This window comes from Xenorhabdus bharatensis (assembly GCF_037996705.1).
GTDB lineage: Bacteria > Pseudomonadota > Gammaproteobacteria > Enterobacterales > Enterobacteriaceae > Xenorhabdus > Xenorhabdus bharatensis.
Window position 1 is genome coordinate 41007 of the sequence record NZ_JBBMXG010000018.1, and the last position, 15695, is coordinate 56701.

Genomic DNA, 15695 nt, shown 5'->3' on the forward strand with positions numbered 1-15695 from the left:
TAAATTCAGACTTATTAGTAAAAAATAACGGGAAAATAAAAATCATATATTAAGCATTCAATTATAGATAATAGTAACCACCATGTTTGAAATTTAATTTAGAATATTATTCTGCTTTTTGGTTTGCTACTTGCCTTTTTGCGACATAAACGCTTTACTTATGCTTGTTTGTTGGCGATTCTGGTTGTTACTCTGATTGGGTAGCATACGCTTATCACTGAGCGTAGGCTCCTTTCAGAATTAAAGTGAAAATTCAGTTTACCAATGAAAAATTCGGTGCTTACAGCGGTTGTTTTATTTACATTCCGTAACTGCGTCTATAGCACTTATCATTTCATGTGTAATTTTAAACAATAATATATTATCAATCACTATGGCACATCGTTTATCATCTAAAGATATTTTGGCATTAGGCTTTATGACCTTTGCCTTATTCGTCGGGGCAGGAAATATTATCTTTCCGCCTATGGTTGGCTTACAGGCCGGAGAGAATGTTTGGATTGCAGCTGCTGGCTTTTTGCTTACCGCTGTTGGCCTGCCTGTTATCACTGTTATTGCGCTAGCAAAAGTCGGAGGCGGTATTGAAGCGCTGAGCTCTCCCATGGGGAAAACGGCAGGTTTGATACTAGCGACTGTCTGTTATTTGGCAGTTGGCCCCTTGTTTGCTACACCGAGAACGGCAACGGTTTCTTTTGAAGTCGGTATTGCGCCAATAACAGGAGGCGGCAAACTTCCGCTTTTCATTTACAGCGTCATTTATTTCCTGTTGATGATCCTGATATCACTTTATCCCGGTAAATTATTGGATAATGTTGGGCGTATACTCGCGCCTATTAAGATGTCTGCATTAGTTATTCTGGGGATTGCAGCTATATTGTGGCCGGCAGGTGATCCGATTCCGGCGACAGGGACTTATCAGGAAATGCCATTCTCAAATGGTTTTGTGAATGGTTACCTGACTATGGATACTCTGGGAGCCATGGTTTTTGGTATTGTGATTGTGAATACTGTACGTTCCAGAGGGGTTGAGTCCTCGTCATTACTGACTCGCTACACCATATATGCAGGTTTAATCGCAGGGCTTTTTCTTACGCTGGCCTACCTCTCTTTTTTCAAATTGGGTGAAGGTAGCGGTGCATTAGTACCTAATGCTGAGAATGGCGCAGTGATCTTACACGCTTACGTTCAGAATACTTTTGGCAACTATGGCAGTTTTCTGCTTGCTGTATTGATTTTTATGGCCTGTATGACGACTGCGATTGGCTTAACTTGCTCTTGTGCCGAGTTCTTCAGCCGTTACCTGCCATTGTCGTATCGTGCGCTGGTTTTATTATTGGCTTTTTTCTCCATGCTGGTTTCCAATCTGGGGTTGAGCCATTTGATTACGTTTTCAATTCCGGTGCTTACAGCAATTTATCCACCTTGTATTGTGTTAGTACTATTGAGTTTCACAAGTGGTTTGTGGAATAACTTTTCCCGGATACTGGCTCCGGCTATGCTGGTGAGTCTGCTGTTTGGGATACTGGATGCGGCTAAGGCTTCAAATTATCTTGTTCATTTCTTGCCGGAATGGGCGACACATCTCCCCTTGGCAGACCAAGGGCTGGCATGGCTAATTCCGACTTTGTCGTCTGTAGGTATTTTTGCTATTTATGACCTTATTGTGGCAGAAAGAAAAATGCCAAAGCACGAGGTATAGCAGAAATAGAAGCGGTTATTATTCGTTAATTTTATTTTTAGAAACGATAAGCGGCACGAATTTGTGCCGCTTTTTACCTTTATGGGTTATCTATTATTTTTTAAAAGATAATTGCGTTATTGAACAGTAAATATAACTTTGATTCACTTGATAAGCGATATTATAAATCGCCAAGATAATGTAAGTCAGAAGTTAGAAAGAAAAGTAATTATTGTCGATTTTTCTGAAAGTTATTTGGTGAGTGTAAAAATGGAGCTGGATAACATTATGGGATAATTAACGCGAATCATTTTTTCGAAATAGATAAATCATTCATGGTTTCAATATAAATTAAACAGTTATCAAATATAGTTCGATATGAGAAATGAATTGACAATTTTAGGTTTTATAGCATTAATAGCGTGCTAGTTAAGGTTGTCTTGAGCGGATTTGATAGGGCGCTGAGCCTGCTCAATCAGGGTCATTATTCCGGTGGTTTTATACGTATACTCCGATGATATGTTTTGAGTCAATTTCCTTAATATTAATGTGATAATACTTATCATATTTTTGGTCTTAACGAAAAATTATATATATTCAGGTATCGAAGTAATATATCGGTAGTTATTTTAACGAATTGAGATGTTTTCTTCTGATGGCTTCTGGCATGAGGTGTGCTGAAAGTGGTGGAGTTTACACTGTTTTAATTGATCGCAACGAGCGTGGGGCTATTAGGTTAAGTGAAAACACTAAACGTAGCACCCGGCTGTGTATCGTGGCATTATCTACGGCAATCCACTGCTCCGTCATATCTATTCTGGATTAAGAAGATTCAGAGCATAAATGAGATACTAACAGGCTCATTACACAATAATATCGACGAGATAATGGAGACACTTAAACGCTGTTTGGATGAGTGGCACTTTATCTAGAGGTAGTTATTGGCGATTCTGGCTGTTTTTAGCACTATCATTTTGTAGCTTGCGGAGATTAGTGAATATGATGCTACCACTGATTGTTGGATCAGGGTCCAGTTTCGCGAGTGGAACTCAATTAACTGCATTGGTTACCATCTTATCTGTAATTGAATATAAAACAATAAGTTAACAATTATTATGACATACTGTTCATCATCTAAAGATATTTGGGCATCAGGTTTTATGACCTTTGCCCCATCCCGCGGGGCAGAATATATTATGTCCACGTCTATGGTTAACCTGCAAGCAGGTGAGCAAGTTTGGAACGCTGATGCGGCTCTTTTGCTGACTGCTGTGGAACTGGATACATGTGCTGGCACCGTATCTGTTCGGGGGTTAGCATGAGTCAACAATGGACTTCCCGTTTGGGGCATATATTAGCAGCAACCGGATCTGCTGTTGGCATTGGTGCCATTTGGAAATTCTCTTATGTTTCAGCCACAAATGGTGGTGGTGCATTTCTGATTGTATTTTTATTGTTTAGCTTTGTGATTGGATTAGCCGTCCTGTTAGCTGAAAACATACTGGGTAGTAGCACGAGTGAAGTGGCTGTTAATGCGTTTAAAAAATTACTTGGTAAACACTGGGGATGGGTTGGCTTTATAGGTGTACTGAGTTCATGGTGTATCTATAGCTTCTACAGTGTTGTTGGTGGCTGGACTATCGGCTATACCGTGATGGCGGGCACAGGCCAGTTAAATATTACAGATACCTCTCAACTGACCTCTATTTTCACCAATTTTATCAGTGACCCATGGTGGCCGATAATTGCACATCTGGTATTTTCAGGGCTGACGTGTTACGTAGTACTCTCTGGTGTGCAAAGAGGTTTGGAAAAAGCAGTTAAGGTCATGATGCCAATGCTATTTTTTATCATGATCATGCTGATTATTGTCGGTATCCGCTTACCCGGTTCATCAGAAGGTCTAAAATTATTCTTATACCCAGACTTCCACAGCTTGACCGGAAAAGGTGTTTTAGATGCATTAGGGTTAGCATTCTTCTCACTCTCTATCGGTTTGGGTATCCACATTACTTATAGCTCCTACTTACCGAGTAATAAAGGTATTTGTAGGTCGAGTATCTGGGTTGTTATCCTCTCTTGTTTGGTCTGTGTATTGGCTGGTCTGATGATTTTTCCTGCGTTGGCTGCGGCGGGTTTACAACCCAATGCAGGCCCCGGGTTAACGTTTATGACAATGCCAATTTATTTTGCGAGTCTGCCCGGTGGTTCAATCTTAGCCGTCACGTTCTTTTTGTTATTATTGATGGCTGCACTGACTTCAGCAATTTCATTACTTGAGCATATTGTTGCTTATGTTCAGAGCCGTTTTAAATGGCGGCGTCGTAAAGCAAGCTTAGTCGTTACGGCATCGATTATGTTAATGGGGATCCCGGTTTCCTTATCTTTTGGCCCGCTAAGTCACGTTACATTAGGTGGAAAAACCATCTTTGACATGCTGGATTTCATTACTTCCAATGTTCTGATGCCACTGTTCGGGATTGTCATTTGCCTCGTATTTGGTTGGTCACATAAGGCTAATGCTTTAATACCTGAGAATATGCCATCGCGGAGCCGCCAGTGTTTACTGTTTATATGGCGATATGTCGGGCCATTATGTATTGGGGTGATTTTAGTACATGGCCTTATGCCTAGCTAATACACTATCTGGGCTATTTTGAAAAATAGCTAAAATAAATAAGGGTGGGCATTTGATGCCCACCCTTATTTTTAACTGCATTTTTTAGCTGAAGGAATTGTGCTTAATAGCCGATGGCTGCACCGGCTGGTCGCCGCACATCATTGGCGCCATAGATATATCCTTCGCGAACCTTGCCTGAAACAGCAGAGTCATTGCCTGATGAGTTGACCGGAGAAACTCCCGCCGCACCCGGTAAACCAATCATGATTAATTCAGTTGCACCCCATGGCGTCTGCTCCACCATTTTATAGCCCATTTTTTCCAGCAGATTTAAGGTATCTTTCGAAAGACCACGTTGCTCATAATAGACTTCATCTGGCAGCCATTGGTGATGAATACGCGGGCTGTTCACGGCTTCTTGTGGTGGCATATCAAAGTCAATGATATTCAGCGCAGCCTGTAAAGTAATGGAGATAATTCTTGAACCACCCGGAGAACCTAAAACCAGAAAAATTTTATTATCTTTGGTCACTAATGTCGGGCTCATTGATGATAGTGGGCGCTTACCGGGGGCAATGGAGTTGGTTGCTCCCTGAACCAGACCATACATGTTCTTCGCGCCAATTTTCGTCGTGAAATCGTCCATTTCATCATTGAGGAAAAAGCCGGTTCCCGGTGCAATAACGACAGCGCCAAAGCGTCCATTAATGGTATAAGTTGTCGATACCGCGTTACCGTCTTTATCTACAACAGAATAATGCGTTGTTTCTGGTTTTTCATGTGGGCCAATACCGGGTTGTACCAACTTGGATGGTGTCGCTTTGTTTGGCTGGATCTCTTTGCGGATGGATTCTGCATAACTTTTGCTTAGCAGGCGATCAAGTGGGTTTTTAATAAATGCAGGATCACCAAGATAGGTGTTTCTATCTATGTAAGCATGGCGCATGGCTTCAGTCAGTGTGTGAATATAGGCTGCTGAGTTGAACCCCATCGATTTCAGGTCATAACCTTCAACAATGTTCAGTATTTCACACAGCGTGACCCCACCGGAACTGGGAGGAGGGGCTGAGATAAATTTATAACCGCGATAGCTACAGGTAACGGGCGTTGTTTCGGTAATCGTATAATTGGCAAAATCAGCTGCTGTGATGATCCCACCTGATTTTTTTGAAGTTTCCTCAATGAGTTGAGGAATTTTACCGTGGTAGAAAACATCCGGCCCTTGTTTGGCAATCATTTCCAGCGTGTTGGCTAAGTCAGTCTGAATTAATTTGTCTCCGGGCTGGAATGGAGTGCCGTCTTTACGCAGGAAAATTCGGGCAGCTTCCGGGTCCTGAGCAAAACGTTTGACTGTAGTATCCATGATATCGGTATCACCACGGGTCAGGGTATAACCTTCGCGCGCCAGCTTAATGGCCGGAGCCATGACTTGCTCGCGGGTTAATGTGCCGTATTTTTGCAGGGCGGTATCCAGCCCCATAACGGTTCCCGGTACACCAACAGCGTAGTACCCATACAGGCTGGCGCCTTTGATCACATTTCCGTCTTTGTCCAGATACATATCGGCACTAGCCGCCGCAGGTGCGGTTTCACGGAAATTAATAAATTTATCTGTACCATCTGCCAAATGTATGGTCATAAAACCACCACCACCGATATTACCGCAGCAGGGGTTAACGACTGCTTCCGCGTAGCCTACAGCTACAGCGGCATCAATAGCGTTACCTCCCATTTTGAGAATATCAACGCCCACCTGCGATGCCAGATGTTGTGCGCTGACGACCATGCCTTGCTTGGCTTCAACTGCAAGTCCGGTGGCTGCGTAAAGAGAGGATGAGACGAATAGCGAGGCGACGATGAACGGAATTTTCCATGTTTTGGACATACTTTCCTCCTGATTTTTGGGCGGTAGGGGAAGACCCAAAAGATTATAAGGTTATGTTAATTATTTGTGACATAACATTATCGGAAGCTCAGGATTTTTGAAAGATGATTTTCTGTGTGTCAGTCAATAATTCGGAATATTTAATAATGAATCTTTATTTGTATACTTCGGATTTGAAGTAACTTTGCGGCGGTAAATAAAAAAACCAGCCGACAATGCGGCTGGTTTATAGAATCCATTAACAATGTGATGCTATTAAAGGATTGAATACTGACGAAGATTACAGTTTGTCAGCATTTTTAGTCAGGTATTTTGCTACGCCTTCAGGGGAAGCGCCCATACCTTCTTGGCCTTTTGCCCACTGTGCAGGGCAAACTTCGCCGTGTTCTTCGTGGAATTGCAGCGCGTCAACCATACGCAGCATTTCGTCAATGTTACGGCCCAGTGGCAGGTCGTTAACAACCTGATGACGAACAACACCGTTTTTGTCGATCAGGAAAGAACCACGCAGAGCAACACCTGCTTCTGGATGCTCAATGCCGTATGCTTTCATGATGTCACGTTTGATGTCAGCAACCATTGGGTATTTAACTTCGCCAATACCGCCTTCGCTGATTGGAGTTTTACGCCATGCGTTGTGAACGAACTCAGAGTCGAAAGAAACGCCAATAACTTCAAAACCACGTTTTTGGAATTCTTCATAACGATGGTCGAAAGCAATCAGCTCAGAAGGACAAACGAAAGTGAAGTCCATTGGCCAGAAGAAGATAACAGCTGGACGACCATTCAGGTGTTTTTTCAGGTTGAAGTTATTAACGATTTCGCCGTTACCGAGAACCGCAGAGGCTGTAAAATCAGGGGCTTGGCGGGTTACTAAAACCATAATTGACTCCTAAAAATTCTGTAGGTGTTTGTAGAAACGGGTTACAGCATAAGGAATTAAGTTATAGCAATAAAGGATAAATTACCAATTGATATAATAGGTTTTACCTATTAATAAACTATTTTTAATTCCTTTTGGCCTACCATAAGATAAAGCTATTTGGAAAAAGTGCAAGGTTCTGACGAAATTTCCTGCCCGGGTAGGCTGTTGTTGGTCACCAGATCCATCATTTGCGGGTAAAACTGCCAGAATAGTGTTTCAAAATCAGAGTAATGCCTCTCGATATCCTGATAAGAACCTGCCAGTGCAGATAATTTAGGGCGTCTTCGCGCCATACCCTGTAGCACGTTGGCAATACAGGTCAGATCAGCGTAACGGATAAGCAGATTTTGTGACCAGAGATATTGATTCAATTCCTGAAATTTTTCAGGCGTAACACTGAGATGGGGCTCTATTTGATTGCGTGCTAGCTGAATAAACTCAGATAAGGAGTAATTCTTTTCGAGTTTATTCCAGTGCTTGGATAGAAAATGATCCCAGATGATATCAAGGGTTATAGGGGCTACGCGGCGATATTCGCTACGAAAGAGAGTCCGGGCTTCGATGACCAGTGGATGACTATCTGTCAGGCTGTCTATCCTGCGATGAAGACGAATGCCCGAGACAACATCAGGAGCGAACCGGCCTTCCGGGGCTCCACGGACAAAATCCGCCATTAAATTACCTAGCAGAGAGCTTTCTGATAATGTGGCCAAATGGAGGTGTGCGAGAAAATTCATGGTGAGAGTATAACGCAAATAGTTAAACTAATATGCTTCTTTCTTGCACCCTTGCCCGTGCAGCACTAGACTAGTCCGCCTGTTTTTTTGAATGATACTGATAAAATGCGTGTCGCTGATTTTACATTTGAACTGCCAGAAGAGTTAATTGCTCATTATCCCCAACCACAGCGCAGTGGCTGCCGCTTGCTCTCTCTTAATGGGGAAACGGGGGAGCTGACTCACGGTATTTTTACTGATGTGCTGAATAAACTGGAAGCAGGGGATCTGCTGGTTTTCAATAACACCCGGGTTATTCCTGCCCGCCTGTTTGGTCGTAAGGCAACAGGTGGCAAATTAGAAGTTTTGGTCGAAAGGATGTTGGATGATAAGCGAGTACTCGCTCACGTTCGTGCATCCAAGGCGCCAAAAGAGGGCGCTGAACTGATCCTCGGTGAAGATAAAGCATCTGGTAGTAATCAGATCGTGAAGGCTACCATGCTGGCCCGCCACGATGCTTTATTTGAAATTCGCTTCGATGATGAGCGTGATGTATTGACCATTCTGGATGAAATTGGTCATATGCCATTGCCGCCTTATATTGCCCGTCCTGATGAAGAATCAGATAAGGAATTATACCAGACGGTATACAATGAGCGTCCGGGCGCAGTTGCTGCACCGACGGCCGGGTTACACTTTGATGAGCCGCTTTTGGCTGCCTTACGTGAAAAAGGTGTCGAAATGGCGTTTGTCACGTTGCATGTCGGGGCGGGAACTTTTCAGCCAGTCCGTGTAGATACCATCGAAGACCATATCATGCATGCTGAATATGCAGAAGTGCCGCAGAATGTTGTTGATGCAGTACTGGCATGTAAGTCCCGTGGCAATAAAGTTGTGGCGGTGGGGACAACATCCGTCCGTTCATTGGAGAGTGCTGCCCGAGCTTGTCAGGATGGGCTTATTGCGCCGTTTTTTGATGATACCCAAATTTTTATCTATCCGGGATTTGAATATCAGGTTGTGGACACCCTGATTACCAATTTCCATTTGCCGGAATCCACTCTGATCATGCTGGTTTCTGCATTTGCGGGTTATAAAAATACCATGAGCGCTTACAAAGAAGCGGTAACTGAAAAGTATCGCTTCTTTAGTTATGGTGATGCGATGTTTATTAATCGCAACTCAATGGCTGCACAAGAGAGGGTGGCTGAAGAAAAAATAGCGTAACTCCAGTTCCGCTGGTTTGAACGATTTTAAACATTGCATCAGTCTATTGATTAACCCGCAGAAAATTGCGGGTTAAATGGTGACTCATAATTAAGCAGCTCTGACTATATAATTAAAGGCTATGTTACGGGGGCGAGTTTCTTTTCCTGTTGAGTTAGCCACCGCATTATCCATATAACCATAACCACCAGACCCCATTCCTATGGCAATGCCTAATCCTCTGGGATCAGCACCATAGTTAATGTTTTTTTGAACGCTATTAAAAATGGCGTTCCCTGTCCCTAAATTCTCAGCTCCGGCAGTGGATCTAGACCACATGCGGTGAATTCTGTGGTTATGTGGCGCAATATCGGCTGCTTGATGAGAAAGCAAATGTCGGCCAGTATCCACTCCTCGGCTATTATCCCAACCGCGAATAAACTCTCCTCGTAAATCGGGTAGCACACCCGATGGATAAGCAAGTGCAAGTTGCGGATATCTTGCGGTATCAAATGAGTCACCGTTACATATCAGCCACCCTTCCGGTGGTGTTGCTGTTGGCCAAGGTACCGGAACACCAGCAGGCAAAGATAATCCTTCCATGATTGTTTCTATTCCAAGGTTTTTAACAAATTCTTTCTTATCCGGTATGTCAGCCCCGTTCTGATCCTTTGCTAAGCGAGTATTAGCATTATCATTTGCGCTATTAGCCGCATTGTTCGCATCATTAGCGTTATTGTTTGCCGTATTCGCCAAATCATAAGCCGTTTTAACCGCTTTTGGTGTTGCCGCCATCGTCTCGCTATCACTGCCAGTATCATTACTCAGAATAGTAAAACCTTTATCTTGTAGCGTAGCATCTGGGTGGTTTCGGCTTTGAGCGTGTTCTGCAATCGTTTTTTTAACATATTCCGGCGTTGTAACGACAGCGAGGTGACTTTCTTCTGAAACAAGGATATCAGGCTTTTTATCTTGCATAGTTATTCCCTCATTTAATCAACAATACACATTGCCAAGTAACATAAAGGCGTTGGAATACTGCTTCGCCAGTGAATATCAATAACGTGGTTCATCGATACTGAAATAACTGTCTTAAACGATATTTGATAGGTTGTATGTTTTGTTGCAGGATGACATACAATGACAGGCGGGTAATTAATGAAATTTATCAAATAACTGATGGGGTTAGTGAAAAATTGGTCTTTAGTTGATGGATGCTTTTTATTAGAAAAGTTGGTGGTACTTTGTGAATGCAGACCGATCCAATTGGCATTGGATTAAAACCAATCAATTCAGATAAGCCGCTTAATGCGACTTTTTTCAAATTCTTTGAACCGACACTATCTCAGTGGATTAGCTAAAAGCTGGGGCAGACTTGGTGCATAAAAGTTTTCAAATTTTTTTAATGATGTGTCAACGGTGACAAAATTATGTCGCAAAGAAGTAAGAATGACGCAAAAATTGGCAAATATTGACATACCGTATATCACAAGGCTGGCGTGTACAGTGGCGTCATTAGTGTTTAGAATGCATCATTTTATGTCAAACATCAGACTGTTTTTCTGATGTCTGGAGGTTAAGTGAAATTTGAGTTACAAAAAACGGATGGGCATGCCCGCCGTGGCCGTCTGATTTTTGATCGTGGTGTCGTGGAAACTCCTGCCTTTATGCCTGTGGGAACTTACGGCACAGTTAAAGGTATGACACCGGAAGAGGTTAAAGATACAGGAGCACAAATCCTGCTGGGAAATACTTTCCATCTTTGGTTGCGTCCGGGTCAGGAAATTATGAAGCTGCATGGCGATTTGCATGATTTTATGCAGTGGCACGGCCCAATTCTGACTGATTCCGGCGGTTTTCAGGTCTTCAGCCTCGGGGCTATGCGTAAGATTAAGGAAGAAGGTGTTCATTTCCGCAATCCTATCAATGGAACGCCTGTTTTCCTCAGCCCGGAAAAATCAATGGAAATCCAGCATGATCTGGGTTCCGATATCGTTATGATTTTTGATGAATGTACGCCATACCCAGCGGACTGGGATTATGCCAAACGTTCTATGGAAATGTCACTGCGTTGGGCAGCCCGCAGCCGCCAGCGTTTTGATGAGCTGGGCAATAAAAATGCACTGTTTGGTATCATTCAGGGCAGTGTCTACGAAGATTTGCGTGATGTCTCTGTTAAAGGGCTGGTGGAAATTGGTTTTGACGGTTACGCCGTTGGTGGTCTGGCTGTGGGCGAACCAAAAGAAGACATGCATCGCATTTTGGAACATGTCTGCCCACAAATTCCACAGGATAAGCCACGCTATTTAATGGGTGTTGGTAAGCCGGAAGATCTGGTTGAAGGTGTTCGTCGCGGTATTGATATGTTTGACTGCGTTATGCCGACCCGTAATGCCCGAAATGGCCATCTTTTTGTGACGGAAGGTGTGATCAAGATCCGCAATGCGAAACACAAAGAAGACACATCGCCATTAGATGAGCATTGTGACTGCTATACTTGCCGGAATTATAGCCGTGCGTATCTGCATCACCTTGATCGTTGTAACGAAATTCTTGGTGCAAGGCTGAATACGATACATAATTTAAGGTATTATCAGCGTCTGATGGCTGGAATTCGTCAAGCCATTGAAGAAGACAGACTGGAACAGTTTGTTGAAGCGTTTTATCAGCGGATCGGTAAACCCGTTCCACCGTTAAATGTATAATTTGGCGTGACTAACCAGCCTCAATGTGTGTAGCATATTGGGCTGGTTTTTGATCGAGCCACTGTCGATTTTCGATAGCAATTTTTTCGATAACCAATTTTCGTAATCTGTTTGTTTGTAAACTGTTTTTTCGCAAAATAAGTGTTTTCGATAACAATGAGGGATATTTGATGAGTTTTTTTATTTCTGAAGCTGCGGCAGCTGCTGGTGCGCCAGCACAAGCTCAGGGAAGCCCATATTCTCTGATTATCATGCTGGTTGTTTTCGGCCTGATTTTCTATTTCATGATCCTGCGTCCACAACAAAAACGCACCAAAGAACATAAAAAACTGATGGATTCCATCTCCAAAGGAGATGAAGTGCTGACTTCTGGTGGTTTGGTTGGTCGTGTCTCTAAAGTGTCTGAAACGGGTTACGTTGTTATTGCCCTGAATGACACCACAGAAATAACTGTCAAGCGTGATTTCGTTGCTGCCATTCTGCCGAAAGGTACGATGAAAGCTATTTAATTTTCCGATTTTCCCGAAGGGAACTGCCGTGTTGAACCGTTATCCTTTGTGGAAGTATCTGATGCTGATCGCTGCGATCCTCATCGGTCTGCTTTATGCACTTCCCAACCTTTATGGTGAGGATCCGGCTGTACAAATCACTGGCGCGCGAGGTATCGCCGCCAGTGAAAAAACGCTGGACCAAGTCCGTAATGTTTTAGATAAAGATCATATTCAGAGTAAGTCCATTGCGCTGGAAAATGGGGCAATCCTTGCTCGTTTCAATAGTACTGATGTTCAGCTCCGCGCCCGTGAAGCACTGGTTTCGGCTTTGGGCGAACAATATGTCGTGGCATTAAACCTTGCGCCTGCGACACCCGTCTGGTTAAGTAAAATCGGCGCAGAGCCGATGAAACTGGGGCTGGATTTGCGTGGTGGGGTTCACTTCCTGATGGAAGTTGATATGGACACCGCCCTGAGTAAGCTTCAGGAACAGAATATTGATAGCCTGCGTTCCGAACTGCGTGAACAGGGCATTGCTTATTCCACTATCCGCAAGGCAGAAAATTACGGCGTAGAAATCCGTTTCCGTGATAATGATGCCCGTTCTAAAGCAGAAGACTATCTCGAACCTCGTCACCGTGACCTTGTATTCTCTACAGGTAATAACAGTACACTGAAAGTGGTTATGACGGATGAGCGTCTGCGCGAAGCCCGCTCTTATGCCGTTCAGCAGAACATCACCATCCTGCGTAATCGTGTTAACCAGTTAGGCGTTGCTGAGCCTCTGGTACAGCGTCAGGGTGCGGATCGTATTGTTGTTGAGTTACCGGGTATTCAGGATACCGCCCGCGCGAAAGAAATCCTTGGTGCAACGGCAACACTGGAATTCCGTCTGGTCAACACCAATGTCGATCAGAGTGCCATTGTATCGGGCCGTATTCCGGGCGATTCAGAGCTGAAATATACCCGCGATGGCAATCCTGTGGTGCTGTATAAGCGCGTGATCCTGACAGGCGACCATATTACCGATTCAACCTCAAGCACTGACGAGAACGGTTATCCGCAGGTCAATATCTCACTGGATAGTGCCGGTGGTACTGCGATGTCTAACTTCACCAAAGATAACTTACAGAAGCCGATGGCTACCCTGTTTGTGGAGTATAAAGACAGCGGTAAGAAAGATGCTAACGGTCGTGCGCTTTTGGCTAAACATGAAGAAGTCATCAACGTTGCGACTATTCAGTCTCGTCTGGGGAATAGTTTCCGTATTACAGGGATTAGTAACCCGAACGAAGCCCGTCAGCTATCGTTATTGTTGCGCGCAGGTGCGCTGATTGCACCCATTCAGATTGTTGAAGAGCGTACAATCGGGCCAACTCTTGGTTTGCAGAACATCGAACAGGGGCTTGAAGCCTGTTTGTGGGGGCTGATTTCCTCCGTACTGTTCATGGTGGTTTACTACCGTAAATTCGGACTGATCGCGAGTAGCGCTCTGTTGGCGAACTTAGTCCTGGTTGTCGGTGTTATGTCTCTGCTGCCGGGGGCGACACTTACGATGCCGGGTATTGCAGGGATCGTACTGACTCTGGCCGTTGCCGTCGATGCGAACGTTTTGATAAACGAGCGAATTAAAGAAGAGCTACGTAACGGGCGTACGGTACAGCAGGCGATACATGAAGGTTATAAAGGTGCGTTTTCCAGTATTATCGACGCCAACCTGACGACGCTGATTACCGCTGTGATCTTGTATGCTGTGGGAACAGGCTCCATCAAGGGCTTTGCAATCACAACCAGTATTGGTGTCGCGACATCAATGTTCACTGCCATTGTAGGAACACGTGCAATCGTGAACTTGCTGTATGGTGGTAAGCGCATCAATAAGCTGTCAATTTAAGGAGCACGTTGTGGCACAGGATTATACTGTTGAACAATTAAACTATGGGCGTAAAGTCATTGACTTTATGCGCTGGGACAACGTTGCTTTTACTATTTCATTGCTGCTGTTGGTCGCTTCCATCGCTATGATGGCAACGCGTGGGTTTAACTGGGGGCTTGATTTTACCGGCGGTACGGTAATTGAAATCAACCTGAGCAAGCCCGCAGATCTGGACAAGATGCGTGAGAGTCTGGCGAAAAATGGTTTTGCTGATCCACTTCTGCAAAACTTCGGCAGCAGCCGTGATGTGATGGTTCGTATGCCTCCGGCAACAGGTAACGCGGGTCAGGAACTGGGTAATAAAATCATCTCGGTCATTAACGCGGATATAGATAAAGACGCGGTTGTTAAACGAGTTGAATTTGTAGGCCCAAGCGTGGGTAGCGAATTAGCACAGACCGGGGCAATGGCTCTGTTGGTGGCGCTAATCTGTATCCTGATTTATGTCGGGTTCCGTTTCGAATGGCGTCTGGCGCTAGGGGCTGTTATCGCACTGGCTCATGACGTCATCATTACCTTGGGCGTATTGTCGTTATTCCACATTGAAATTGACCTGACTATTGTCGCATCGTTGATGTCTGTTATCGGTTATTCACTGAATGACAGTATTGTGGTTTCGGATCGTATACGTGAGAACTTCCGTAAGATACGTCGTGGTACGTCGTATGAAATTACGAACGTTTCTCTGACTCAGACTCTGAGCCGTACGATCATGACTTCTGCAACAACATTGTTGGTGGTAGTGATGCTTTATATCTTCGGTGGCGAAATGCTGAAAGGCTTCTCACTGGCGATGTTAATCGGGGTTTCCATTGGTACGGCATCTTCCATCTATGTTGCTTCTGCACTGGCGTTAAAGCTGGGTATGAAGCGTGAGCATATGATTGTGCAGAAAGTAGAGAAAGAAGGGGCAGATCAGCCGTCCATTCTTCCTTAATTATGTTTCTGTATGTTATTACATAGCTTTTAATAACATAAGCAGTCTAATTTAAACGCCCTGTGAGTGCTCACTTACAGGGTGTTTTTCATTATCACTTCAGGTTAAACTGTCTTCCTGTTCGGTTAACTGTCAGGAAACAATATGCATTGCCCATTTTGCGCAGCCGTTGATACAAAAGTTATTGATTCCCGTCTGGTAGGGGATGGCTCACAAGTGCGCCGCCGCCGTCAGTGTCTCGAATGTCATGAACGATTCACCACGTTTGAAATTGCAGAACTGGTCATGCCCAGAGTGATTAAAAGTGATGATGTTCGGGAGCCTTTCGACGAAGAAAAATTGCGTCGTGGTATGCAGAAAGCACTGGAAAAGCGCCCTGTCAGCTCCGATGATGTGGAAATAGCCATTAGCCACATTAAATCTCAGGTTAGGGCAACGGGAGAACGTGAAATCCCGTCTAAAATGATTGGAAATTTTGTGATGGATGCACTGAAAAAGCTCGATAAAGTAGCTTATATCCGTTTTGCATCCGTCTACCGTAGTTTTGAAGATATCCGGGAATTTGGCGAAGAGATCGCCAGACTACAAGACTAGAG

Annotated in this window: 13 protein-coding genes; 9 read left to right on the top strand and 4 right to left on the bottom strand. The window is 44.2% G+C overall.

What is annotated here, in order from left to right; translation table 11 throughout:
• Nucleotides 1–373: 373 nt before the first annotated feature.
• From brnQ to AAC855_RS16235, 3 genes are all read left to right on the top strand, one after another.
• Nucleotides 374–1699 (top strand): branched-chain amino acid transport system II carrier protein, encoded by a 1326-nt coding sequence (gene brnQ, locus AAC855_RS16225; protein WP_340610963.1) that lies wholly within the window; start codon nucleotides 374–376, stop codon nucleotides 1697–1699.
• 1175 nt (nucleotides 1700–2874) lie between these two features.
• Nucleotides 2875–3000: a hypothetical protein gene (locus AAC855_RS16230; RefSeq protein ID WP_340610965.1), complete on the top strand. Its 126-nt coding sequence runs from the start codon at nucleotides 2875–2877 to the stop codon at nucleotides 2998–3000.
• Nucleotides 2997–4316 (top strand): sodium-dependent transporter, encoded by a 1320-nt coding sequence (locus AAC855_RS16235; protein ID WP_340610967.1) that lies wholly within the window; start codon nucleotides 2997–2999, stop codon nucleotides 4314–4316. Before AAC855_RS16230 ends, AAC855_RS16235 begins: the two co-directional genes overlap by 4 nt.
• A gap of 103 nt (nucleotides 4317–4419) precedes the next feature.
• Here the strand turns inward: AAC855_RS16235 and ggt are convergent, their stop codons facing one another.
• The 3 genes from ggt to AAC855_RS16250 form a co-directional block, all read right to left on the bottom strand.
• Nucleotides 4420–6183 carry a gamma-glutamyltransferase gene (gene ggt, locus AAC855_RS16240; RefSeq protein ID WP_340610969.1) on the bottom strand — a complete coding sequence of 588 codons (1764 nt, stop codon included), beginning with the start codon at nucleotides 6181–6183 and terminating at the stop codon, nucleotides 4420–4422.
• Between the two features lie 280 nt (nucleotides 6184–6463).
• On the bottom strand, nucleotides 6464–7066 hold the full coding sequence (locus AAC855_RS16245) for a peroxiredoxin C (RefSeq protein WP_340610971.1): 603 nt from the start codon (nucleotides 7064–7066) through the stop codon (nucleotides 6464–6466).
• A 155-nt stretch (nucleotides 7067–7221) separates the two neighbouring features.
• On the bottom strand, nucleotides 7222–7845 hold the full coding sequence (locus tag AAC855_RS16250) for an acyl carrier protein phosphodiesterase (protein ID WP_340610973.1): 624 nt from the start codon (nucleotides 7843–7845) through the stop codon (nucleotides 7222–7224).
• Nucleotides 7846–7950: 105 nt separating this feature from the next.
• Here AAC855_RS16250 and queA point away from each other — a divergent pair, with 105 nt between their 5' ends.
• Nucleotides 7951–9051 (top strand): tRNA preQ1(34) S-adenosylmethionine ribosyltransferase-isomerase QueA, encoded by a 1101-nt coding sequence (gene queA, locus AAC855_RS16255; RefSeq protein WP_340610975.1) that lies wholly within the window; start codon nucleotides 7951–7953, stop codon nucleotides 9049–9051.
• Nucleotides 9052–9141: 90 nt separating this feature from the next.
• Here the strand turns inward: queA and AAC855_RS16260 are convergent, their stop codons facing one another.
• The gene (locus AAC855_RS16260) at nucleotides 9142–10008 is read right to left on the bottom strand and encodes a phage tail protein (RefSeq protein WP_340610976.1); all 867 of its coding nucleotides are present in this window, start codon (nucleotides 10006–10008) and stop codon (nucleotides 9142–9144) included.
• Between the two features lie 602 nt (nucleotides 10009–10610).
• Between AAC855_RS16260 and tgt the strand changes: the two genes are divergently transcribed.
• The 5 genes from tgt (at nucleotide 10611) to nrdR (ending at nucleotide 15693) form a co-directional block, all read left to right on the top strand.
• The gene (gene tgt, locus AAC855_RS16265) at nucleotides 10611–11735 is read left to right on the top strand and encodes a tRNA guanosine(34) transglycosylase Tgt (protein WP_340610977.1); all 1125 of its coding nucleotides are present in this window, start codon (nucleotides 10611–10613) and stop codon (nucleotides 11733–11735) included.
• A gap of 170 nt (nucleotides 11736–11905) precedes the next feature.
• Complete coding sequence (gene yajC, locus AAC855_RS16270; RefSeq protein ID WP_092549041.1) at nucleotides 11906–12244, top strand: preprotein translocase subunit YajC; 339 nt, start codon at nucleotides 11906–11908, stop codon at nucleotides 12242–12244.
• A 28-nt stretch (nucleotides 12245–12272) separates the two neighbouring features.
• The gene (gene secD, locus AAC855_RS16275) at nucleotides 12273–14120 is read left to right on the top strand and encodes a protein translocase subunit SecD (RefSeq protein ID WP_340610978.1); all 1848 of its coding nucleotides are present in this window, start codon (nucleotides 12273–12275) and stop codon (nucleotides 14118–14120) included.
• A 10-nt stretch (nucleotides 14121–14130) separates the two neighbouring features.
• The gene (gene secF / locus AAC855_RS16280) at nucleotides 14131–15099 is read left to right on the top strand and encodes a protein translocase subunit SecF (protein WP_099108729.1); all 969 of its coding nucleotides are present in this window, start codon (nucleotides 14131–14133) and stop codon (nucleotides 15097–15099) included.
• 144 nt (nucleotides 15100–15243) lie between these two features.
• Nucleotides 15244–15693, top strand: a complete 450-nt coding sequence (nrdR, locus tag AAC855_RS16285) for a transcriptional regulator NrdR (RefSeq protein WP_340610980.1) — start codon at nucleotides 15244–15246, stop codon at nucleotides 15691–15693.
• Nucleotides 15694–15695 lie beyond the last annotated feature (2 nt).